The sequence below is a fragment of the Salipiger bermudensis HTCC2601 genome (genome assembly GCF_000153725.1).
GTDB classification, from domain to species: Bacteria; Pseudomonadota; Alphaproteobacteria; order Rhodobacterales; family Rhodobacteraceae; genus Salipiger; species Salipiger bermudensis.
Genome location: NZ_DS022279.1, coordinates 169,995 through 192,500, shown reverse-complemented (window position 1 = coordinate 192,500; position 22,506 = coordinate 169,995). Strand labels below are relative to the sequence as shown.

The window sequence follows — 22,506 nt, the reverse complement described above, 5'->3', positions numbered from 1 at the left end:
AGCCGAAGCTTAGGATGCCGTAAGGCATGGTAGCGGAGCGTAGTGTGATATAGGATCTATCCTCTTCTGCATCCTTCGGGATGCAATGGAGGACAGGATCCTTTCAGTGAAGCCCGGGCGTGAGCCATCGGGTGGAGAGATCACTAGCGAGAATGATGACATGAGTAGCGACAAAGAGTGTGAGAGACACTCTCGCCGAAAGTCCAAGGGTTCCTGCTTAAAGCTAATCTGAGCAGGGTAAGCCGGCCCCTAAGGCGAGGCCGAAAGGCGTAGTCGATGGGAACCAGGTTAATATTCCTGGGCCATGTGGTGGTGACGGATCGCAGAGGTTGTCAGTCCTTATCGGATTGAACTGGCAGCTGAGCGGTCCCTGGAAATAGCCCCACTTTAGGACCGTACCCTAAACCGACACAGGTGGACTGGTAGAGAATACCAAGGCGCTTGAGAGAACGATGTTGAAGGAACTCGGCAAAATACCTCCGTAAGTTCGCGAGAAGGAGGCCCGGTTCCTAGGCAACTAGGGGCTGGGGGCACAAACCAGGGGGTGGCGACTGTTTACTAAAAACACAGGGCTCTGCGAAGTCGCAAGACGACGTATAGGGTCTGACGCCTGCCCGGTGCCTGAAGGTTAAAAGGAGGGGTGAGAGCTCCGAATTGAAGCCCAGGTAAACGGCGGCCGTAACTATAACGGTCCTAAGGTAGCGAAATTCCTTGTCGGGTAAGTTCCGACCTGCACGAATGGCGTAACGACTTCCCCGCTGTCTCCAACATCGACTCAGCGAAATTGAATTGCCTGTCAAGATGCAGGCTTCCCGCGGTTAGACGGAAAGACCCCGTGCACCTTTACTACAGCTTCGCACTGGCATCAGGATTGTGATGTGCAGGATAGGTGGTAGGCTTCGAAGCAGGGACGCCAGTCTCTGTGGAGCCAACAGATGAGATACCACCCTTCGCACTCTTGATGTCTAACCGCGGTCCGTTATCCGGATCCGGGACCCTGCGTGGCGGGTAGTTTGACTGGGGCGGTCGCCTCCTAAAGCGTAACGGAGGCGCGCGAAGGTTGGCTCAGAGCGGTCGGAAATCGCTCGTTGAGTGCAATGGCAGAAGCCAGCCTGACTGCAAGACTGACAAGTCGAGCAGAGTCGAAAGACGGCCATAGTGATCCGGTGGTCCCAAGTGGGAGGGCCATCGCTCAACGGATAAAAGGTACGCCGGGGATAACAGGCTGATACTGCCCAAGAGTCCATATCGACGGCAGTGTTTGGCACCTCGATGTCGGCTCATCTCATCCTGGGGCTGGAGCAGGTCCCAAGGGTACGGCTGTTCGCCGTTTAAAGAGGTACGTGAGCTGGGTTTAGAACGTCGTGAGACAGTTCGGTCCCTATCTGCCGTGGGTGTAGGATACTTGAGAGGAGTTGCCCCTAGTACGAGAGGACCGGGGTGAACGATCCACTGGTGGACCAGTTGTCGTGCCAACGGCAGTGCTGGGTAGCTATGATCGGACAGGATAACCGCTGAAGGCATCTAAGCGGGAAGCCCCCCTCAAAACAAGGTATCCCTGAGGACCGTGGAAGACCACCACGTCGATAGGCCGGAGATGTAAGCATGGTAACATGTTCAGTTGACCGGTACTAATGGTCCGATAGGCTTGATTTGATCCAGTAACAGACAGGGACACAAACCTGACTGCGAACACTCAAAAGCATACACATACAGCGTACTCGACTGACAGCACCGCCCGACAGGGCAGGTTGATGAACACCCACCCGCAGTGACGGGATCTGGCAGCGCGCTTCGCGTCGCGAAACGCTCCCTGCCGCACCGTCTCTGCAGCGTGGTCTTTCCTTGGTTTGGTGGTCATAGCACGAGCAAAACACCCGGCTCCATTCCGAACCCGGTCGTTAAGTGCCGTCGCGCCAATGGTACTGCGTCTCAAGACGTGGGAGAGTAGGTCACCGCCAAACCTAGAAAAGACCACAAAACCGTATCTCTCTAAACGATCCACCCTGACCAAAACATAATCAGGGCAAAATCGCCGCGGGATGGAGCAGCCCGGTAGCTCGTCAGGCTCATAACCTGAAGGTCGTAGGTTCAAATCCTACTCCCGCAACCACTTCCACCGAACACGCATCGACTCCGCGCAGCGCACCCGGCTGCGCCTGATCGATCATCGCCGTGATCGCCCCTTCCAGTTCCAGAACCAGACCACCCTTTGCGCCCTCGTGGCGCACGACGACGCGCTCGATCAGACCGCGTAGAACCTCCAGAGCCGGCGTGCGGATCGCCTCGTCGCGCAAGGCGTCCGAAAGCTCCGCGACCTTCTTGCGGTAGAGCTCTGCGAGAGCAGGGTGAAAACGCAGCGGGGCAGGGGCTGGCGCCTGCAAGTCGGATTCCAGCGCTGCCTTCCTCGCTTCCAGCTCTTCGAGTTGCTGCAGCAGGCCCGGTGTGCGGAACCCATCCGCGATGGCGTCGTAGAGACCTTGCAGCTTGCGCTCGAGCTCCTTCAGCGCCTTGGCTGCCTGCTGGCGGGAGGCTGTCTCGGAGGCGCGCTCAGCATTGGCCGTCTTGGTGAAGGCGGAGACGAACTCGGCAACGGCGTCGGGCTGCATGAGGCGGTCACGCAGAAGGTCGAGGACCGCCTCTTCCAGGACCGCGCGCTTGATCGACTTGCGGGCGTGGCAGGTGCCGAGCTTGCGGGCGTTGGAGCAGGCGAGGTAGTCCCGACCCACGGCGGCGAAGGTGCCGCCGCAGCAGGCACAAGCCAGCTTGCCGGTGAGCAGGTGCGGACCTCGGCGCTTCTCCCAAAACTTGCTCTTCCGGATACCCTGAACGGCGGGCGTTGCGTCGATCTTGGACTGCCGGGCCTTCACGGATGTCCAGAGCTCATCGATTATGATGCGCAGTTCCGGCACCTCCTGGATGACCCATTCGCTCTCGGGATTGAGGCGCGAGACGCGCTTGCCCGTCGCCGGGTCCTTCACGTAGCGCAGCCGGTTCCACACGAGGCGCCCGAGATAGAGCTCGTTGTTCAAGAGCCCCGTGCCACGGATGCGGTGGCCGCGGATCGCGGTGTCGCGCCAGGGACCGCCGCGTGGGCCGGGGATGCCGTCGTCGTTGAGGCGGCGTGCGATGGCCTTCGGCGAGTACCCATCCGCGAACTCCTCGAAAACGCGGCGGATGATCGCCGCCTCCTCGGGGATGATCTCGCGCTCCCCGGTGACGGGGAGACCGTCTACACCCAGCCGACGAACGACGGCATAGCCATAGGCGTTGCCGCCGCCGGATTTGCCGGATTCGACGCGTCCGCGCAGGCCGCGCCGCGTCTTGGCAGCGAGGTCCTTGAGGAACATCTGGTTCATCGTGCCCTTGAGGCCCACGTGCAGCTCGTTGACCTCGCCCTCCGAGAGGGTGACGATCCGCACGTTGTGGAACTCCAACTGCTTGTACAGCGTGGCGACGTCGGCCTGATCCCGGCTCAGTCGGTCCAGGGCCTCGCAGAGGATGACATCGAGCCCGCCACGCGCCGCGAGGTCGAGCAGGCTCTGCAGGCCGGGGCGCTGCATCGAGGCGCCGGAGAGCGCCATGTCGCTGAACACCTGCACGACGCTCCAGTCTTCCGCGCGGGCGCGGCTCTCGCAGAGGCGCACCTGGTCCTCGATGGAGGCGTCGCGCTGCAGCGCCGAGGAAAAGCGGGCGTAGATGGCAGTGCGCATGTCAGGTGTCCTTCTTGAGGCTATCGATCAAGCTCGCATGAGTGCGGCCGACTTCCAGGGCGGTGGCGTGGTTGTAGTATTTCTCGGCCGTCAGATGGCCGTTGTGGCCGAGCAGGGGACGGATGTGCCCCACGGCCTCGGGCGAGATGTGGGCCAGCGTGGTGGCCGCGATGTCCCGAAAGAGATGCGGCGAGATCACCACGCCGAAGAGGTCCTGGGTCAGGTTGCGGATCAACGTGCCGGTTGCCGTCCCGGTCAGGGGCATGCCATCCTTGGTGACCCAGAGGCGATCATGCTCGGCACCGCCTCGCGCCATGAGCCACGGGCGGGTTTCGCTTACGTAGCGCTGCAGCGACGGCACAAGGACCTCGGGCACCACCGTATTCCAGTAGGTCTTCGTCTTGGTGAGCTCCGGATTGGTCACGATGTGGATGTCACCGTCCTCGAAGAGGATGGACTCGCCGAGCTGGAGGCTGGTCAGCGTGCGCCGGCGCAGCGGGATCAGCGACAGAAAAGCCAGGAGCGTCCCGTTGCGCTGCTGCAGGGCTTTCTTGAGCGGCGAGGCGATGGTTTCAGCCGCGGCCTCCAGTTCAAGGCTTTTGGCGAGCACAAATTGGCCGGAGAGGATGCGCCCGTCCTTGCGATGGCTGACGTAATCGTCGGCCTCCTGCTTCAGATGGAATTCGATCTTTCGGAAAGAACCCCAGTCCACGGTGGGATAGCAGGCCGCCAGCACTCGCAGGGTGCTGGACGCATAAAGGTGCTGGCTCTTGGGCGACAAATGCGCGTTAGCCTCGATGAACTCTAGGTAGCGCACAATGGTGAGGCGTCGGTCCGGTAGCTCCGAGATCGCGCCCGGCAGGACGTCCGCCAGCCAGGTAAGCCACTTTGCATAGCCGGTGCGGATCATGCCGAGCGTGTCCCCCGCCAGATGCGCCAGTGGGCCGATATCGTCGAACAGGCCGCCTGTCTGGGTGGCCCGGCGCCACATGTGCTGATCCGCAGCTGGCCACTCCTCAAGAGGCAGAATGCGAACGGTCCGGGTCATTGCTGCAGCTTCCCGACAATATCCGCATAGGCGCGTGCGGCAGAGGTGGTCTCCACGCCGGTATAGGCGTTGAGCGTACTGGTCAGCCGCGAATGGCCAAGCAGACGGCGCGCGGCCTCGTAGTGACCGGGGCAGGCCTCCAGGAGGAGGTGCGCGGCGAAGTGGCGGAAGAGATGCAGGTTCACCTCGAGCCCAAGCTCGCGGCGCAGGCACTTCTTGAAATTGTCCGAAAGATGCTCGCCTGCCATCGGACAGCTGCCATCCCGCTTCGGGAAGAGATAGGTCGTTCCCGCAGGGCAAAGCTGCGGCGAGCGAAGCGCAAGGTGGCGCTCGATCATCGCGACGATCCGCTTCGGCAGTTCGAACTCCAGCATCATGCGGTTCTTCACCTCGTCCTTGGCGAAGACGAGGTAGACACGGCCGTCGCCCGGACGCTGCAGGTGGCGGTCGAGATCAATGGAGAGCAGGTTGCGGCGGCGGATCGGGCAATGCAGCAGGATTTCGAGGGCGATGGCCTGTTCGCGCAGGAGGCACGCCTTCTGGGACGTCTGAGTACCGGCGCGCTTCATCAGGGCCTCTGGCAGCTTGGCAATGCGTGCCTTCATCTGCGGGGCCAGCATCGGGCGCAAGCGCGCGCGGTTCTTCTCGGTCATCCCCTGCTGCTTTTTGGGCAAGCGCTTCACGTACTTGTCGAGCAGCGGCTGCTCGGCCCGCCCGAGGTGACGGCGCCCCACCTGCTGCAGGGCCAGGATGGTCTGCTTCAGGCCCGGGGTCAGCTCGTCACCGCAGCGCGCGTAGAGCCACCGAAGGCCCGCCTCGAGCATCTTGTCGGAGAGGAGGGTCGCGATATCGGGGATGTCATCAGCGGGGATACCGGACCGCACCACGGCGCCCGCGAAGCGCTCCAAAAGGCGGGCATAGGTCGCAATCGACGCCGGGGCGAGGGGACGGATGCCGGGCTCGGCGAGGAAGTCCGCGCGGCCTGCGGTCTCCTGGAAGCACGCAAGATCGGCCGCGAAGCTCGCCGGGAAGGTGGCGAGCGGAAGCTTGATCTTCTGGGCTTTCGGTTCGGTGCCCTTCAAGCGCGTCTTTGGCCATTCCGGGACATGTTCGACCGCCCGGTTCCAGGCGTTGACCGCATTGCGCAGCGACGCCGCCGGGTTCTTGCGGATCTCGTCATCCATCAGGGCGTCGTGGAACGCGGTCACATGCGGGTCTCCGACCTCCTCGGGGGCGACGCCGAGGCGATCCAGGAAGTAGATAAAGCGGCTGAGCGAGTCGTGGATCTTGCCGCTGGCGCGGGCCGTTTCCCACAGCACCCGCCAGCCTTCGGTCAGAACATGTTGCTGGTTTGTTCTGTGTTTCGCAATCCCGGAATGCACCAGTGCAGCCCGGGCATTGCTCACGAGGTTGGCCCAGGTCTTCTGCGAGACCCCGATCATCGCCGGGGAGATCGCATCGAGCCGGGGCTGGAGCCACCGGGGGTCCGCGGGAACATTGCTGGGGGTCTTTCCCAGTCCATCCGCCACGCGCTTGAGGGCGGACGCCATGTCACGCTTGCGCGTGGCGCTCAGGTCGGTGTCCGCCTCGATCTTGGCGAGCACGTCGCTGAACATGGGAGTCTGATGCGAGAGGAGGGCGACGCTGAGGTCGTCGACGCTGAAGTGCTTCATTCGGGCAAATCCTTTCTGGACATGGCGGGTCTCGGGAAGACAGGGGTGGACATTCGGGAAGATAGTAGCACCGAAAATCATCTCTTTACGGAGGCGATGTCTTCCCGACGTCTCGGTAAGGTGCTGTCAGTAAAAGACTTTTGTGGACAGAAGGCCCTACCAGTCGCGGCGGCGGCGGTAGGCCATGTGGGCGTCCGGATGGATGCGGATGAGGCGGCCACGCGGGCCGGTCCGGATCACCTCGAGCAGCCCCGCGTCGATGGCGCGGCGCACGGTCTTCTCGGAGACGTTGTCCTCGAAGGCGACCTGTTTCACGGTCTTGAGACGGGCGGCGTCTTTAGTCGGATTCTTTTGCGGGGGCATGGGATGCGATCTCCTCACCGGGGTTGAAGGAGACACGCGTGTCCTTCGCAGCGGCCTCGCCGAGTAGGCGGGCGAGGGTGAGGAGAGCATCATCGATCCGATCGAGGTCGGAAGCGTCGTGCTGTCGAGAGAAGGAAGCGCGTGTCATGGGATGACCATGACCGCCCTCGCAATGTTGGTCATATGGGGGGCAATGGGAAAAGAGATCCCCATTGCCCCCCTTGGACTAGGTGACGTCCTCGACAGGGCCGGTACCGAAGGTCGGCTCGCCGAGCCCTTGGTCGTTCTCGGTACGTTTAGCGTACAGAGCTTTAAAGCAGTCGATGTCTTCCTTGAGCGTTTCGGCACTCAACGGCTTTTCCGGGTCGCCGGTCATCCTCGCGACGTCTTGGATGAGCTCGATCAGAGGCCCTGTGCGCTTGCCGCTGTCGGGGCCAACCGTGATGGTCGTGACGCCGACTTTCTTTCCGGCCTCCAACCAGGCGTAACAGCAAGATTCGACAACAAGCATGCGGCGCGTATCGACCAGCTTTCTTTTGTTGTCCGGCGATAACTCCGCAACGGCCCCGCGGGTGTTCAGGATTTCGTTGAAGGCATCGTCGAATTGCTGTTCTTCCCAAGTCTTCTTAAGTGCGGCCACCTGCGCCTGCAGAGCGGGGAGCAGGGTGCTGATCTCTGGGCTTTGCCCTAGGGCGGGGCTCAGCTGCGACAGCCGATCGTCCAGCTGGGCGAGCCGCTGACCGAGTAGTCGTACCGAAGCGAAGATTTTGCCAAATTCGGCCACGCCGCGTTCAATGGTGATGCTGGGGGTTACCTTGGCCAGATTGATGGCGACATCTTCATCGTTCGAGAGGCAATTGCCGAGCCAAACTGAGAGATCGCGCGCGACGGGCTCAGAAAGCCCATGCTTTGTGATGAGCAGGGCGATTTCCTCCTCCGTCAGGATGCCAGCGTCACCATAGTCACCAAGGCGCCATGGGTGCGCGCGAGGAAATCCTTCCTGGTGAAGCCAGATCGGCCTGTCGTCATCGTCGGGCTGGGTTTGAGGGGCGGCGTTCGTAGGTTTGGTCATAAGATATCTGCAGATTGGATGGTGAAGTCGGTGACGCGGTGCTTCCCCTCGGGCGCCGGAAGAGCGGCTGAGTATCGCCTTTTGCTGAGAAAAGGTGAGGACCATGGAGAGCGAGCATATCGTCACCAGCCTTGCACGGTTTTGAGTGCGATTGCACTGGCCCCGTCGCGTGCATCGGTGCCCTTAGCCGCAGAGGAATGCAGAGCTCGCCGGCAGCGGAGCCAATTCACATACTGCCAAGGAGACCGGGCCCCGTTCGCCGCTGGCCCGATCCGGTTGCGCTGTGTGAGGGCTACACCGCATCGGGCCAGCTCCGTTCCGCGGAGTGTCAGGTCAATGCGCTTGCGATTTTCCATTGCCCCCCATTCGATCGCGTTCGCGAAAATTCCGAGCTTCCAGGCCGAGTGGACTCGTTCCGCTCCGTTGCGCCTGGTTTACACTCGCCTCTCCTCCAAGCGAACGCCTCCCAAAGAGCGGTGACCACGGTTTGTCCACGACCGGCTACAAATGATGGACGAAGGTCCGGGGATCACCCCAACCCGCCCTGACGCGGCTCCTTCTGGTGCAGGGCAGAAACGCGGATATGAAACCCACCGGACGGTGCAACCGCAATCAGGCGGCGTGACGTATCGGGGACTGCCAAGGCGCGAGGCGGCCGAGGCAGGGCAGGTGAGAGGCCTGCGGGGAAGCGGCGGTGAGGTCCCAGGTCGTGGTGTAGCTTTCGGTGGCCATCGGGTTTCTCGGTAGGGTCGGGTTGCTGACACCAACCTGAACCGAGGGATGCCCCCGATGACCAAACCCATGATGGACCTGCGTGCGCTGGTAGAGAAGAGCGCCGATGCCGACCTGCTTCGCGAGATGATCGGCTTTGCTGCCGAACGGCTGATGGAGTTGGAGGTCGGCGCCAAGACCGGTGCTGACTATGGTGAGAAGACCAGCGAGCGCCTGGCGCAGCGCAACGGGTATCGCGATCGGGACTGGCAGACCCGGGCCGGCAGCGTCGAACTGCGCATCCCGCGCCTGCGCACCGGCTCCTATTTCCCCTCGTTCCTCGAGCCGCGGCGCTCTGTTGAGAAGGCCCTGACGGCCGTGATCCAGGAGGCCTATGTCCACGGCGTCTCAACGCGATCGATGGACGACCTGGTGCAGGCCATGGGTGGCACCGGGGTGTCGAAGAGCCAGGTCAGCCGACTGTGCGAGGAGATCGACGAGCGCGTGGATGCCTTTCTGACACGGCCGATCGAGGGCGAATGGCCCTACCTCTGGATCGATGCCACCTATCTCAAGGTGCGCCAGGGCGGCCGGATCGTATCGGTTGCGGTCACGCTCGCGGTGGGCGTCAACACCGACGGCAGGCGCGAAGTGCTGGGCATGGCGATCGGGGCCTCCGAGGCCGAACCCTTTTGGACCGAGTTCCTGCGTGATCTCGTCCGCCGTGGCCTCAGCGGCGTGAAGCTTGTGATCAGCGATGCGCATGAGGGCATCAAGGCCGCCACCGCCCGGGTCCTGTCCACGACCTGGCAGCGCTGCCGCGTCCACTTCCAGCGCAATGCGCTCGCCCATGCCGGCAAGAACAGCCGCCGGGTGGTCTCGGCATTCATCGCCACGGCCTTTGCCCAGCCCGACCACGCGGCGGCGAAGGCCCAGTGGCGTCTCGTGGCGGACCAGATGCGCGGCAAGCTCCCCAAGCTGGCCACGCTCATGGACACGGCCGAGGAGGACGTCCTGGCCTATATGACCTTCCCGGCCCAGCATCGCACCAAGCTGCACAGCACCAATCCGATCGAGCGGCTGAACGGCGAGATCAAGCGACACACGGACGTCGTCGGCATCTTTCCGAACGAGGCTTCGATCCGGCGCCTCGTCGGCGCGATCCTCATGGAGCAGACCGAGGAATGGACAGTCCAGCGCGCCAGATACATGACGCTGGAAACGCTCGCGCCCGTCTGCGATGATCTCGGTGTCAGTCTGCCTGCAGCGCAGAGCGACTGACCAGCTCGGCCCGCTCGAAAGCGCGAGGCCCATGAGGAGCTACACCACTTCCCGGGACATCATCTGACCACCCGGCCTTGAGCCGGTCAACAATGGCCTGTCGAAGAGCTTCGAACCTCAGCAGCTTGCGCCGCGGCGCACGCCTGGCCAACGCCTCCTTCTGAGCGACCATCCCCTAATACCCGTTCAGTTCCGGCAATTCTTCATCAGAGAAGGCGTTCCGCTTGATCTCGCGGTAGACCGTCGAGGGATGCCTGCCGATGGCCTCTGCGATTTTCCGTACTGGTGCCTTGGCATTCAGCATATCTTCAATTCGGCGTCTTTCGCGCAGGTTCAGTTCGATGTGGGCCAATCTCGTTCTCCTTGCTTTCCAGCAAGATAGAGCATCTGTCGCAACGCAGTTTAGAATGTGCCTCAGCGACAGTCCGATTTCGCAGAATAGGGATTATGTTCATTGTATTCAGCCCCGCCTGACGCCAATGAGCTGACCCCATCGAGTGGTCCGGGTTAAATGCTAGGGCACTATGCGGCCGGTCCATGTTGTACAACTCAATCACAGAACACCCACGGGACCGAGGAGCGCGAGGTGCTCTACCCTTGGCAGCCCTGGACGGGGCGAGTTGTTCACTCACCCCAGCGACGTCGACCAGGTCCCGGCGCCGCACTGGCAGACGTTGCCGGAGGAGGCGCGGGTAACGCTGACCGAACTGATGACCCGCCTGATCCTCGACCACGCCGCCGGCGCTCAGGCGCCTCGCCGGACGGAGGCACGACATGAAGCATGAGAAGATCAGTTCGCACCACCTGGAGCGCAAGGCGATCCTCTACGTGCGACAGTCCTCCGCCCACCAGGTGCTGCACAACCGCGAGAGCGGCGCTCTGCAATATGCGATGCGCGACCGGCTGGCGACGCTCGGCTGGTCCTGCATCGAGACGATCGACGACGACCTTGGCCGGTCCGCGGCGGGCGGCGTTGCGCGGGCGGGCTTCGACCGGATGGTCGCCGAGGTCTGCCTGGGCAAGGTCGGTGCGGTCGCGGCGCGGGAAGTGTCGCGCTTTGCGCGCAACAGCCGCGACTGGCAGCAGCTGATCGAGATGTGCCGGGTCGTCGACACCGTCCTGGTCGACCAAGAGGCGGTATATGCGCCACGCCAAGGCAACGACCGTCTACTTCTCGGTTTGAAAGGAAGTCTCAACGAGTACGAGCTCGATCTGCTGCGGCAACGGTCGCTGTCCGCCCGTTACGAGAAGGCCCGGCGCGGCGAGTTGATCGTCGCGGCTCCCGTCGGCTTCGTGAAGGCGGCGACAGGCTCGAGAAGGACCCGACCGCCGCGTCCAGGAGGCATCACCCTTGTCTTCGACAGGTGACCGAGCTCGGCAGCGCCCGGCAGGCCCTGCTCTGGTTCCTGGAGCACGGGCTGGACCTGCCCGCAAGACACGCCAATGGCGACGTGATCTGGCGCAGGCCAACCTATGCCACCATCCACCGCATGATCGAGAACCCGGTCTACGGCGGCGCCTACGCCTATGGTAAGACCCGAGTTGTGCCGAGACACGGCGCGGCCGTTCCGCGAACCGGCAGCCGCCGCAAACCGCGCGCTGAATGGCTGGCGCTGAAGCCCGGCGCACACGAAGGTTATATCAGTTGGGAACGGGCAGAGGCGATCCGCGCGATGGTCAGCGACAATACCCCCACGAGCCGGCACCATGGGGCGCCCAAGCACGGCGATGCCCTGCTCGCCGGTCTCTTGCGCTGTCGGCGCTGTGGCCGCAAGCTGACGGTCCGCTACACTGGGGCCAAGCACGACATCCCGCGCTATTCCTGCTGGCGCGGTCTGCTCGACAACGGCGAGCCGCGCTGCATCGCCTTCGGTGGCCTGCGGGTCGACGATGCCATCAAGGATGCGCTGCTGCGGGTGGTCGAGCCGGGCGCCATCACTGCGGCCGCCGAGGCCGAGGCGCAGGTCGCCAGTCGCCGCGATCAGGTTCGCGACGCGTTGGCGCGAGACCTCGAAGCTGCCCGCTACGGTGCCGACCGCGCCTTCCGCCAGTATGATGCAGCCGATCCCGAGAACCGACTTGTGGCGGCAGAACTCGAAGCGCGGTGGAACCGCGCCCTCGCACGCGCCGCCGAGATTGAGGCCAAGATCGCCGCGCATGATTCTGCAACCTCCAGGCCTTCCTCCTTGGCGGCGCTGGATGCCGCCGCGCTCGGCACGGACCTTCGCACTGTCTGGGAGGCGCCAACGACCGATGCCCGGCTCAAGAAGCGCATCGTGCGCACCGTCATCCTCGAGGTGGTCGCCGACATCGACGACGACGCCTCCGAGATCGTCCTTCTGATCCACTGGATCGGCGGCATGCATACCGAACTGCGCCTGCCGAAGCGGCGTCGAGGCCAGCGCAACAGTACAGCACCAGAGATCATCGCGGCGGTACGTCAGCTCGTTCTCCTGGCCACCGACGATCTGATCGCCGGCATCCTAAATCGAAACGGTCTGCTGACCGGTCATGGCAACCGATGGACCCGGGAGCGCGTCACCGCACTCAGGTCGCATCACAAGATCCCGGTATTCCGCCCGGCTCCCGACGGCACCGAACCCTGGCTCAACCTGACCAACGCTGCGCGCCTGCTCGGCGTCACGACCAAGACACTAAGACTGGCCGCCGAAGCCGGCAGCATCGAGGGCGTTCATCCGTTACCGGACGGTCCGTGGATCTTCGCCCGCGCGGAACTCGGCAAACCGCCAGCCCAGCAACTCACCCAGCGCGCCCGGCAGAACCCCAAATACCCCACCGGATCGCACCCCGATCAGCAAAACCTATTTACTTCAGAGGCATAGAGAGATGGGCGCAATGAAGCAGGATTGTAGTGTCTACGCGATTTTTCGATGAGGACTTGCGCCTCCCTCAACGAGTAGAAGTGCTCGCCATTTATCAGCTCATCCCGGGAGCGCATTGAAGCTCTCGCAATAGCCGTTCTCCCAAGGTGACCCCGGCTCGATGTAGGCGGTCTTCGCGCCCACCAGCTAGACTGCCTCAGCAGGGACAGAAAATTGGCATTCCCTCCGGACCGCCAGACCGCCGAAATCCACATCCGCGTCGCCCTGATGAACCGCTTCAACGGCCTCGGCTCCGCCAGGGTCGAACGCTTGGCCTGACCTCAGCTGGAGAAAGGGCCATCATGTCCTGAAGCCGACTTCTGCAACAATGCCCATCGAGACGGCAAACGTCGTCCCCGGGCCGGCGACGCATTCCGGTCCGCTGCTTATCTCGCCGGTGGCCACCGCTCGCGTTGACTTTCAAGTTTTCCAGAAAAGACCTGTCCGATCTTTGCGGGTTTCCGGGGGAATGGCTGCCGAGCATACTCGGGCAAACACGGCTTTGACGGAGACCCGAGATGTCGCCCAAGTATTACGCCCCGACGGGCGGCCTGCCCGGGCAGGACCAGCTTCTGACCGACCGCGCGATCTTTACTGAGGCCTATGCGGTGATCCCCAAGGGCACGATGCGCGACATCGTCACCAGCTTTCTGCCCGGCTGGAGCGACACGCGGCTTTGGGTGATCGCCCGCCCGATGTCTGGCTTTGCCGAGACCTTCAGCCAGTACATCATGGAAGTGCAGCCCGGTGGCGGCTCTGACATGCCCGAAACCGAAGAGGGCGCTCAGGGTGTGTTGTTCGTCGTCGAGGGCGAAGCGACCCTGCAGGTCAACGGCGAAACCCATGTCCTGACGCCCGGCGGCTACGCCTACCTGCCGCCCAGTGCCGACTGGCGGCTGCACAATCGCGGCTCCGAGGTGCTGCGGTTTCACTGGGTGCGCAAGATCTGGGAACCGGCCCCGGGCCTTGACGAGCCGGACGTGCTGATCCTCAACGAAGCCAACATCGCGCCCACGCCGATGCCCGACACCGATGGCGCATGGGCCACCACCCGCTTTGCCGATCCCGCCGACCTGCGGCACGACATGCATGTGACCATCGTCACCCTGCAGCCCGGCGGGGTGATCCCCTTCCTCGAGACGCATGTCATGGAGCACGGGCTGTACGTGCTCGAGGGCAAGGCGGTCTACAAGCTGAACAACGACTGGGTCGAGGTCGAGGCCGGGGATTTCATGTGGCTCCGCGCCTTCTGCCCGCAGGCCTGCTATGCCGGCGGGCCGGGACCGTTCCGCTACCTGCTGTACAAAGACGTCAACCGGCACATGAGCCTGCGCCCCGGTGCGCTGTCGCAACTTCGCAAACATAGGCTCAAGGCTGCCGAGTAACCTGCCCTCCGATGGCCTCTGTCAGGGTCCGGGCCGCCTCGATCACGGGGCGGCTCAGCCTGTCGAGCGCGTCCGCCGTCACCCGGCTTGTCGGGCCCGAGACCGAGATCCCCGCGAGTGCCTCTCCGGCCGCGTCAAAGACCGGGGCCGCGATGCAGCGCATCCCGAGATTGCGCTCCTCGTCGTCGACCGAGTACCCACGCGCCCGGATGCGGGCGAGATCCTCCTGCAGCGCGATCCGGTCGGTGATCGTGCGTGGCGTGAAGGACTGCAATCCGCCTTCCAGCCGCCGCGACAGCCTGTCCTCGTCCATCTGCGCCAGAAGCGCCTTGCCGATCCCGGAGGCGTGCATCGCCGACAGCGTGCCGGGCGGAAAGAAGGCGCGGATGTTGGCATGGGTCTCGACCTGGCTGAGAAACAGCACCTGCCCCTCCTTTTCGACACCAAGGTTGGCGGTCTCTCCGGTCGCCTCCATCAGCCGGCGCATCACCGGGCGCGCGCGGTCGACAAGGCTCGTGCGTCGCAGGAAGCGCGCGCCGATGGTGAAGGCCCGCGCGCCGATGTGCCAAAGCTGTTCCTCGGCATCAAATTCCACCAGCCCACGGCCCTCGAGCGTGACCAGCACACGATAGACCGTCGAGGGCGACTGCCCCATCTCGTCCGAGATCGTGCTGAGCGCCATGCCCTGCCGCTCGCTGAGGAATTCGAAGACCTCCATGGCGCGGTCCAGCGACTTGATGGTGTTCTGGGCGGTCTTGTCCTCCCAGTCACGCGGTCGGCCGCGTGCCTTGCGAGGGCTGCGCGAGCCATTGTCTTGGGAATCCATGAAATGCCTTTCGTTTTTCGTGAAATCCGAATTCACAATATGAAAAATACAAATATCTGTAAACATTTGATTCTTCAGGTTCGTACTGAAAATGAAAAACGCATTCAAAAAAATACCCCTGCAGAACCACCGCGCCTAAGCTGCCCGGCATGACCAAGGGAGATACGCCATGAGCTTTCAGAATCCGGTTTTCATTCCCGGCCCGACCAATATCCCCGAGCGGCTGCGCAAGGCCTGCGACATGCCGACCATCGACCACCGCTCGCCACTGTTCGGGCAGATCCTGCACCCGGCGCGCGAGGGCGTGCGCAAGGTCCTGAAGAGCGACAGCGCCGAGGTCTTCATCTTCCCTTCGACCGGCACCGGCGGCTGGGAAACCGCGCTGTCAAACTGCCTTTCGGCGGGCGACACCGTTCTGGCGGCGCGCAACGGCATGTTCAGCCACCGCTGGATCGACATGTGCCAGCGCCACGGCCTGAACGTCGAGATCGTGGAAACGCCGTGGGGCCACGGTCTGCCCGCCGACCGCTACGAAGAGATCCTGACCGCCGACACCGGCCACCGGATCAAGGCGGTTCTGGCCACCCATAACGAGACGGCAACCGGCGTGAAATCCGATATCGCCGCGGTGCGCCGCGCGCTGGACGCCGCCGGTCACCCGGCGCTGCTCTTCGTGGACGGCGTCAGCTCCATTGCCTCGATGGATTTCCGCTTCGATGAATGGGGCGTCGACGTTGCCGTCGCCGGCTCGCAGAAGGGGTTCATGCTGCCGCCGGGCCTTGCCATCACCGGCTTCAGCGCCAAGGCGATGGAGGCCACGAAGACGGCGACCCTGCCGCGAACGTTCTTCGACGTGGCGGACATGGCCAAGGGCTATGCCAACAACGCCTATCCCTACACCCCCGCCGTGGGCCTGCTGAACGGGCTAAACGAGGCCTGCGGGATGCTTCTGGCCGAGGGGCTGGAGAGCGTCTTTGCCCGCCACCACCGCATCGCCGAGGGCGTCCGCGCCGCCGTGGGCGCCTGGGGGCTGGAGCTTTGTGCCGTCTCGCCGGACGTCTACTCCGACACCGTCAGCGCGATCCGCACGCCCGAGGGCTTCAACGCGACCCGGATCGTCGAGCACGCGGCAAGCGCCTATGGCGTGGCCTTCGGCACGGGGCTCGGCGAGGTCGCGGGCAAGGTCTTCCGAATCGGGCACCTTGGCTCGCTGACCGACGTGATGGCGCTCTCCGGCATCGCCACGGCAGAGATGGTCATGGCCGATCTGGGTCTGGACATCCGGCTTGGCTCGGGGGTCGCCGCGGCGCAGGACTACTACCGCGCCAACCGCGCGCCGCTGAGGGCCGCAGCATGAAGGACAGCGCCATGATCATTCCCAGCTACGAGGACATGCTGACCGCGCATGAGCGCATCAAGCCGCATGTCCGGCGAACCGAGGTGCGCCGGTCGGCCTATCTCAACGAGCTCACCGGCGCGGACCTGTTCTTCAAATGCGAGAACTTTCAGGAGCCGGGGGCCTTCAAGGTCCGTGGTGCCTGCAACGCGGTGTTCGGCCTCGATGAGGCGCAGTCGGCCAAGGGGGTGGCGACGCACTCAAGCGGCAACCATGCCTCTTGCCTCAGCTACGCGGCGATGCGCCGGGGCATTCCCTGCAACGTCGTCATGCCGCGCACCGCGCCGCAGGCCAAGAAGGACACCGTGCGCCGCTACGGCGGGCGGATCACCGAATGCGAGCCCTCGACCAGCTCGCGCGAGGCCGCCTTTGCCGAGGTGCAGGCGGCCACCGGTGGCGATTTCGTTCACCCCTACAACGACCCGCGCGTGATCGCCGGTCAGGGGACCTGCTCGAAGGAGTTCATCGAGCAGACCGACGGGCTCGACATGGTCGTTGCCCCGATCGGAGGCGGCGGCATGATCTCCGGCACTTGCCTGACGCTGGCGACGCTGGCCCCCGAATGCCAGGTGATCGCGGCAGAGCCCGAGCAGGCGGATGACGCCTATCGCAGCTTCAAGGCCGGCCACATCATCGCCGACGACGCGCCCAAGACCATCGCGGACGGGCTGCTGGTGCCGCTCAAGGACCTGACCTGGCACTTCGTGTCGAACCACGTGACCGAGATCTACACCGCCTCGGAAACCGAGATCATCGACGCGATGAAGCTGGTCTGGAAGCACCTCCGCGTGGTGATGGAGCCGTCCTCGGCGGTGCCCATGGCCTGCGTGCTGAAAAATCCCGACGCCTTCCGCGGCAAGCGCGTGGGCATCGTTCTCACCGGCGGCAATGTCGACCTCGACCGCCTGCCCTGGATGGTCTGAGCCGCACCGCACTGCCGCAGGCCGGGCTCCTGCCCGGCGCACCCCGAAAAGGAACTGAGATGAAAGACATGACCAACCTCGACGCTTATGAAGTCGGTTTCGACATTCCCGCCAAGCCCGGCATGGATGCCGCAGACATCCAGACCCCCGCGCTGGTGCTCGACCTCGACGCGCTGGAGCGCAACGTGAAGAAGATGGGCGACTACGCGAAGGCGCACGGGATGCGCCACCGCGCCCACGGCAAGATGCACAAATCCGTCGACGTGCTGAAGCTGCAGATGGAGCTCGGCGGCGCGGCAGGCGTCTGCTGCCAGAAGGTGTCCGAGGCCGAGGTCTTCGTGCGCGCCGGCATCAAGGATGTGCTGGTCTCGAACCAGGTGCGCGACCCGGCCAAGATTGACCGGCTGGCGCAGCTGCCCAAGCACGGGTCCGAGATCACCGTCTGCGTCGACGACGTGGCGAACGTCGCCGAGCTGTCCGAAGCGGCGCAGAAGCACGGCACCGAGCTGGGCATCTTTGTCGAGATCGACTGCGGCGCGGGCCGCTGCGGCGTCACCACGACCGAGGCGGTCGTCGAGATCGTCAGGGCCGTCGAGGCCGCGACCGCGCTGAGCTACAAGGGCATTCAGGCCTATCAGGGCGCGATGCAGCACATGGACAGCTACGCCGACCGCAAGGCCAAGATCGACGCCGCCGTGGCGCAGGTCGGGGACGCGGTCACGGCGCTGAAGGCCGAGGGCATCGCGACCGGCCTCGTCTCCGGCGGCGGCACCGGCTCTTACTACTTCGAAGCGAACTCGGGCCTCTACAACGAGCTGCAGTGCGGCAGCTACGCCTTCATGGACGCCGATTACGGCCGCATCCTCGACGAGAACGGCGAGCGCATCGACGCGGGCGAGTGGGAAAACGCCTTCTTCCTCCTCACCTCGGTCATGTCCCACGCCAAGGCGGACAAGGCGATCTGCGATGCCGGGCTCAAGGCCCAGTCGGTGGACAGCGGGCTGCCGTTCATCTTCGGGCGCGACGACGTGGAATACATCAAGTGCTCGGACGAGCACGGCGTGATCAGCGACCCCGACGGCGCGCTGAAGGTCGGCGACAAGCTTCGCCTCGTCCCGGGCCACTGTGACCCGACCGCCAACGTGCACGACTGGTATGTCGGCGTCCGGAACGGAAAGGTCGAAACCGTCTGGCCGGTCTCGGCCCGCGGCAAGGCTTACTGACTTTTCGTGATTGGAGGACCCGGCCCGGGAGGGGCCGGGAAGTCGACTGTTCCGTAAGCCCCTTCCTCCGGGCGGTGGCGGACAGGCGCACGAAAAGGCAGATGGAAGAGCAACAACGTACCACTGTCTGAAAGGGAGAAGACAATGACCGATATCACGCAGGACGCCGCCGGGGGCGCCGATCCGGGGGCCCACACGGCACTGGATCCCGTGACGCCGCACGAAAAGACCTGGGGCTGGTTCGCCATCTTCAACATCTGGGCCAATGACGTGCAGTCGCTGTTCGGCTACTCGCTGGTGGCCTCGCTGTTCATTTCCTACGGTGTCAGCGGCTGGACCGCCTTCGCCGGGCTGATCGCGGCGGGCCTTTTCACCATGTGGATGGTCAACCTGTCCGGCGCACCGGGCGAGAAATACGGCATCCCCTACCCCGTGCTCGCGCGCGCCAGTCTTGGCACCCAAGGCGCCAAGCTACCCGCCATCCTGCGCGCCACGGTCGCCGTCTTCTGGTACGGGGTGCAGGTCTACTTCGCCTCGACCGCGCTGGCGCTGCTGATCCGTTCGCTCACCGGCGCATCCGGCGGCACCGAGTTTCTGGGCCTCACCGGCATCGACTGGCTGTCCTTCGTGCTGGTCTGGGCCTTCCACATCGTCATCTTCTGGCGTGGCATGAACTGGGTCGAGACCTTCCTGAACATCGCCGGTCCCTTCGTCTATCTCGTGATGATCGGCCTCGTTGTCGTCCTGTGGCAGAAATCGGACGGCGAGCTGCTCAACGCCACGGCCACGATCTTTGCCAACCCTGACGCCACCTTCCTCACGGAATTCAACGGCTTCATCGCCATCGTCGGCACCATGGTCGCCTATTTCGCCGCCGTGATGATCAACTTCTCGGACTTCTCGCGCTACGCCAAGGACAAGAGCGCCATGAAGACCGGCAACCTTGCCGGACTGCCCTTCAACATGATCCTGTTCTCGGCGCTCGCCCTGCTCACCACCGGCGGCGCGGCGGTCGTCTATGGCGAGGCGATCATCAACCCGACGGAAATCGTCGAGCGCACCGACAGCGTGCTGCTCAGCATCATCGCCGCCGTCACCTTCTTTGCGGCGACCGTGGGCATCAATCTGGTGGCCAACTTCATCCCCGCGGTGAACGGCATTGCCAACCTCGCCCCGCAGCGGATCAGCTTCCGCATGGGTGGTCTGATCACCTCGATCTTTGCGCTGGTGATCGGCGGGCTGTGGACGAGCTTCATCAGCGCCTTCGGGATCGGTGGCTTCGTCAACACCCTTGGCGCCACGCTTGCCCCGATCTTCGGGATCATGATCGTGGATTACTACTGGCACCGCAAACAGACCCTGGATCGCGCCGCGCTCTACACGCTCAACAGCGGGCCGTACCACTATGGCAACGGCTGGAACGCCCCGGCGGTCAAGGCCTTTGCCATCGCCGCCGTGTTCTCCATCGCCACCGTGTGGGTGCCCGCTCTTGGCTTCCTGAACGGCTACGCCTGGGTGATCGGCGCGGTGCTGGGGGGCCTGCTCTACAACATCTTCACCGGCGGCCGCGTGCCGTCGAACTGACCGACACCGGGGCCGCCCCGGATGGCGGCCCCGGCCTCAACGCAAAGGATACCCCACATGCTGATCGTGCACGAACGCGAGATCGCCGCCCTGATGACCCGCGACGCAGCCTTTTCCGCCGTCGAGAAGGTGTTCGCCGCCATGGCCGACGCAAAGGCCTACAACTTTCCGGTGGTGCGCGAGGCGATCGGCCATGAGGACGCGCTCTACGGCTTCAAGGGCGGGTTTGATCGCGCCGGCCTGACGCTGGGCCTGAAAGCCGGCGGCTACTGGCCGCACAACCTCGAAAAGCGCGGCGAGATCAATCACCAATCGACGGTCTTCCTCTTCGACCCCGACACCGGCAAGGCCAAGGCCATGGTCGGCGGCAACCTGTTGACCGCGCTGCGCACCGCTGCGGCCTCGTCGGTCTCGATCCGGCATCTGGCGCGCGACGATGCCAAGGTTCTCGGCATGATCGGCGCAGGCCATCAGGCGACGTTCCAGCTGCGCGCCGCGCTGGAGCAGCGCGCCTTCGAGAAGGTCATCGGCTGGAACCTGCACCCCGAGATGTTGCCCAACCTCGAGAAAGTCGCGCAGGAGGCCGGCGTGCCGTTCGAGGCGGTCGAGCTGCCCGGCATGACGGAGGCGGATGTCATCATTACCATCACCTCGGCCTTTTCGCCGTCCCTGATGGCCGAGCATGTCAGCCCCGGCACCCACATCGCCTGCATGGGCACCGACACCAAGGGCAAGCAAGAGGTGGAAGCCGCGCTTCTGTCCCGCGCCACCGTCTTCACCGACGAGGTCGCGCAGTCGGTCAGCATCGGCGAGGCGCAACACGCCGTCGCCGAGGGCGCTCTGAAGGCCGAAGACATCGCCCAGCTCGGCGCGGTGATCAACGGCAGCCATCCGGGCCGGCAATCGGCGGAAGAGATCACGCTCTTCGACGGCACCGGGGTCGGGCTTCAGGATCTGGCGGTCGCTGCGGCGGTCGTGGATCTGGCCGTCGAGAAGGGCGTGGCCACCGAAGTCGATTTCTGACGTTCCAGACCTGCGTTGAAAAACGACATTCCGGGTGCCCCGAGGGCATCCGGGTGTCTTCCTGTGTCCTGCGTCAACGGATCTCTCGATGCTTTTGTCCCTCTCTCTGCTGTCTGTCGCGCTCTCGGGCCTGCCCGAAGCCGCGCGCGGGACAGCGCCAGCCGTTCCCGTGCCTGTCACCGGATTGCGCCCCGTTCGGCGGGCCGGATCGATCCTGCGGTTCCCGCGCCCCCCGGCAATGTCGCAGCGATCGCCCGCGCCGCTGGCAGACGGCACTTGGTGTCCGCTTCAGCGGCAGTCTGGCCGCGTGGTTGGCCACACGCCTCTGCATGACGGAGCCTTCGCATGACCCGCGTCTTCATCAACGGCTTCGGACGCATCGGTCGGACGCTGTTGCGTCAGATCCTGCGAGGCGACAGCGGCCTCGAGATCGTCGGCATCAACGACATCGCTCCGCTCGAGATCTGCGCCTATCTATTGCGCTATGACAGCGTCTACGGCCCTCTTGCCGAGCCGGTGACAACCGGCGTGAACTGTATCGGCATCGGTGCGCACCGGATCGCCTTTACCCACGCGCCCGACCTCCGGACCCTCGATCTGAGCGGCGTCGATGTCGTCCTCGAATGCACCGGGAGGGCACAGACCCGCACCATCGCGGAGGCCGGGCTGGAGGCGGGCGCGCGCGCCGTTCTGATATCCGGCCCGTCGGAGGCGGCGGACAAGACCGTCGTGCTGGGTGCCAACGAGCAGGAGCTGGGGCAGGCACGCATCGTCTCGAACGCATCGTGCACCACCAATGCCATCGCGCCCCTGCTGAGACTGCTGGATCTCGGGCTGGGACTCGACAAGGCGCATGTGACGACGATCCACTGCTACACCGGCAGCCAGCCCACGACGGACGCACCCGGCCCCTCGCCGGAACGCTCGCGCGCCGCGGCGGTGTCGATGATCCCCACCACCACGAGTGCCGCGGGCCAGGTGATCGGCGTGCTGCCCGAGCTTCAGGGCCGCATCAGCATCGCTGCCGTGCGTGTTCCCTGTCTGTCGGTCTCGGCGGTGGATGCGGTGATCCAGACCAACGAGGATATCGAGCAGCCGGTCACGGAATTCCTGCGCGAGGCGCTCGCCGGGTCGCCGCTGATCGGTCTGACCGAGGATCCCTGCGTCTCCAGCGATTTCCGGGCCCGGCCCGAGTCTCTGGTGCTGTCGCTGCCGCATACCATGACAACCGGCACGCGGCAGCTGCGTCTGTTGGGCTGGTACGACAACGAATGGGGCTTCTCGGCCCGCATGATCGCGTGGGCACGTCGCATGGCGGCGCGCCCCGATCTTATGGCCTGACGACCAAAGACAAGAGGAAGACGACACCATGGCCCTCGACGCAACGAGGGCAAGCATCGAGC

16 protein-coding genes, 1 tRNA gene, 2 rRNA genes and 2 pseudogenes (1 of these 21 cut by a window edge) are annotated in these 22,506 nt (G+C 64.3%); 13 read left to right on the top strand and 8 right to left on the bottom strand.

Annotated elements, in window-relative coordinates; all coding sequences use genetic code 11:
- The 3 genes from R2601_RS24810 to R2601_RS24800 all read left to right on the top strand — a co-directional run.
- Positions 1 to 1,656: ribosomal RNA gene (locus R2601_RS24810) — 23S ribosomal RNA — on the top strand (it extends 1,246 nt beyond the left edge of the window).
- Between the two features lie 193 nt (positions 1,657 to 1,849).
- Positions 1,850 to 1,964, top strand: a 5S ribosomal RNA gene (rrf, locus tag R2601_RS24805).
- A 72-nt stretch (positions 1,965 to 2,036) separates the two neighbouring features.
- Positions 2,037 to 2,113, top strand: a tRNA-Met gene (locus R2601_RS24800).
- On the opposite strand, the gene R2601_RS26340 is transcribed toward R2601_RS24800, so the two are convergent.
- The 5 genes from R2601_RS26340 to R2601_RS24775 all read right to left on the bottom strand — a co-directional run bounded on the left by R2601_RS26340 (position 2,070) and on the right by R2601_RS24775 (position 7,869).
- The gene (locus R2601_RS26340) at positions 2,070 to 3,713 is read right to left on the bottom strand and encodes a recombinase family protein (RefSeq protein WP_007803880.1); all 1,644 of its coding nucleotides are present in this window, start codon (positions 3,711 to 3,713) and stop codon (positions 2,070 to 2,072) included. The two genes, R2601_RS24800 and R2601_RS26340, sit on opposite strands and share 44 nt — an antisense overlap.
- 1 nt (position 3,714) lies before the next feature.
- Complete coding sequence (locus R2601_RS24790; protein ID WP_110740145.1) at positions 3,715 to 4,761, bottom strand: tyrosine-type recombinase/integrase; 1,047 nt, start codon at positions 4,759 to 4,761, stop codon at positions 3,715 to 3,717.
- Complete coding sequence (locus tag R2601_RS24785; RefSeq protein WP_007803876.1) at positions 4,758 to 6,434, bottom strand: site-specific integrase; 1,677 nt, start codon at positions 6,432 to 6,434, stop codon at positions 4,758 to 4,760. The genes R2601_RS24790 and R2601_RS24785 overlap by 4 nt, the downstream gene beginning before the upstream one ends.
- Positions 6,435 to 6,590: 156 nt before the next feature.
- Positions 6,591 to 6,797 carry a helix-turn-helix domain-containing protein gene (locus tag R2601_RS24780; protein WP_007803874.1) on the bottom strand — a complete coding sequence of 69 codons (207 nt, stop codon included), beginning with the start codon at positions 6,795 to 6,797 and terminating at the stop codon, positions 6,591 to 6,593.
- A gap of 226 nt (positions 6,798 to 7,023) precedes the next feature.
- Complete coding sequence (locus R2601_RS24775) at positions 7,024 to 7,869, bottom strand: hypothetical protein (RefSeq protein WP_007803872.1); 846 nt, start codon at positions 7,867 to 7,869, stop codon at positions 7,024 to 7,026.
- A gap of 789 nt (positions 7,870 to 8,658) precedes the next feature.
- Between R2601_RS24775 and R2601_RS24770 the strand changes: the two genes are divergently transcribed.
- Positions 8,659 to 9,861, top strand: coding sequence for an IS256-like element ISPebe1 family transposase (locus tag R2601_RS24770; protein WP_007803870.1), 1,203 nt, complete (start codon positions 8,659 to 8,661; stop codon positions 9,859 to 9,861).
- Positions 9,862 to 9,919: 58 nt separating this feature from the next.
- Here the strand turns inward: R2601_RS24770 and R2601_RS27765 are convergent.
- Positions 9,920 to 10,213: pseudogene (locus R2601_RS27765) on the bottom strand (transposase); the annotation flags it as partial.
- Between the two features lie 422 nt (positions 10,214 to 10,635).
- Between R2601_RS27765 and R2601_RS27520 the strand changes: the two are divergent.
- Entirely contained in the window at positions 10,636 to 11,229 is a 594-nt protein-coding gene (locus tag R2601_RS27520) for a recombinase family protein (protein WP_007803867.1), read from the top strand.
- On the top strand, positions 11,226 to 12,704 hold the full coding sequence (locus R2601_RS24760; protein WP_007803865.1) for a recombinase family protein: 1,479 nt from the start codon (positions 11,226 to 11,228) through the stop codon (positions 12,702 to 12,704). Before R2601_RS27520 ends, R2601_RS24760 begins: the two co-directional genes overlap by 4 nt.
- Here the strand turns inward: R2601_RS24760 and R2601_RS26335 are convergent.
- Positions 12,674 to 12,887, bottom strand: a pseudogene (locus tag R2601_RS26335) (integrase core domain-containing protein); the annotation flags it as partial. The gene R2601_RS24760 and the pseudogene R2601_RS26335 sit on opposite strands and share 31 nt — an antisense overlap.
- A gap of 374 nt (positions 12,888 to 13,261) precedes the next feature.
- Between R2601_RS26335 and R2601_RS24750 the strand changes: the two are divergent.
- Positions 13,262 to 14,128, top strand: a complete 867-nt coding sequence (locus R2601_RS24750; protein WP_007803863.1) for a bifunctional allantoicase/(S)-ureidoglycine aminohydrolase — start codon at positions 13,262 to 13,264, stop codon at positions 14,126 to 14,128.
- Here R2601_RS24750 and bhcR read toward each other — a convergent pair.
- Entirely contained in the window at positions 14,112 to 14,954 is an 843-nt protein-coding gene (gene bhcR, locus R2601_RS24745; RefSeq protein WP_007803861.1) for an HTH-type transcriptional regulator BhcR, read from the bottom strand. The genes R2601_RS24750 and bhcR overlap by 17 nt on opposite strands.
- Before the next feature lie 169 nt (positions 14,955 to 15,123).
- Here bhcR and bhcA point away from each other — a divergent pair, with 169 nt between their 5' ends.
- The 6 genes from bhcA to R2601_RS24715 all read left to right on the top strand — a co-directional run bounded on the left by bhcA (position 15,124) and on the right by R2601_RS24715 (position 22,444).
- Positions 15,124 to 16,311: an L-aspartate--glyoxylate aminotransferase BhcA gene (gene bhcA / locus R2601_RS24740; protein WP_007803860.1), complete on the top strand. Its 1,188-nt coding sequence runs from the start codon at positions 15,124 to 15,126 to the stop codon at positions 16,309 to 16,311.
- Entirely contained in the window at positions 16,308 to 17,273 is a 966-nt protein-coding gene (gene bhcB / locus R2601_RS24735) for a beta-hydroxyaspartate dehydratase BhcB (RefSeq protein ID WP_007803858.1), read from the top strand. The genes bhcA and bhcB overlap by 4 nt, the downstream gene beginning before the upstream one ends.
- Positions 17,274 to 17,332: 59 nt before the next feature.
- Entirely contained in the window at positions 17,333 to 18,496 is a 1,164-nt protein-coding gene (gene bhcC, locus R2601_RS24730; RefSeq protein WP_007803856.1) for a 3-hydroxy-D-aspartate aldolase BhcC, read from the top strand.
- A 144-nt stretch (positions 18,497 to 18,640) separates the two neighbouring features.
- Entirely contained in the window at positions 18,641 to 20,080 is a 1,440-nt protein-coding gene (locus tag R2601_RS24725; RefSeq protein WP_007803855.1) for an NCS1 family nucleobase:cation symporter-1, read from the top strand.
- 57 nt (positions 20,081 to 20,137) lie between these two features.
- Complete coding sequence (gene bhcD, locus R2601_RS24720; protein WP_007803852.1) at positions 20,138 to 21,103, top strand: iminosuccinate reductase BhcD; 966 nt, start codon at positions 20,138 to 20,140, stop codon at positions 21,101 to 21,103.
- 345 nt (positions 21,104 to 21,448) lie between these two features.
- Positions 21,449 to 22,444 carry a type I glyceraldehyde-3-phosphate dehydrogenase gene (locus tag R2601_RS24715; protein ID WP_007803850.1) on the top strand — a complete coding sequence of 332 codons (996 nt, stop codon included), beginning with the start codon at positions 21,449 to 21,451 and terminating at the stop codon, positions 22,442 to 22,444.
- Positions 22,445 to 22,506: the final 62 nt, after the last annotated feature.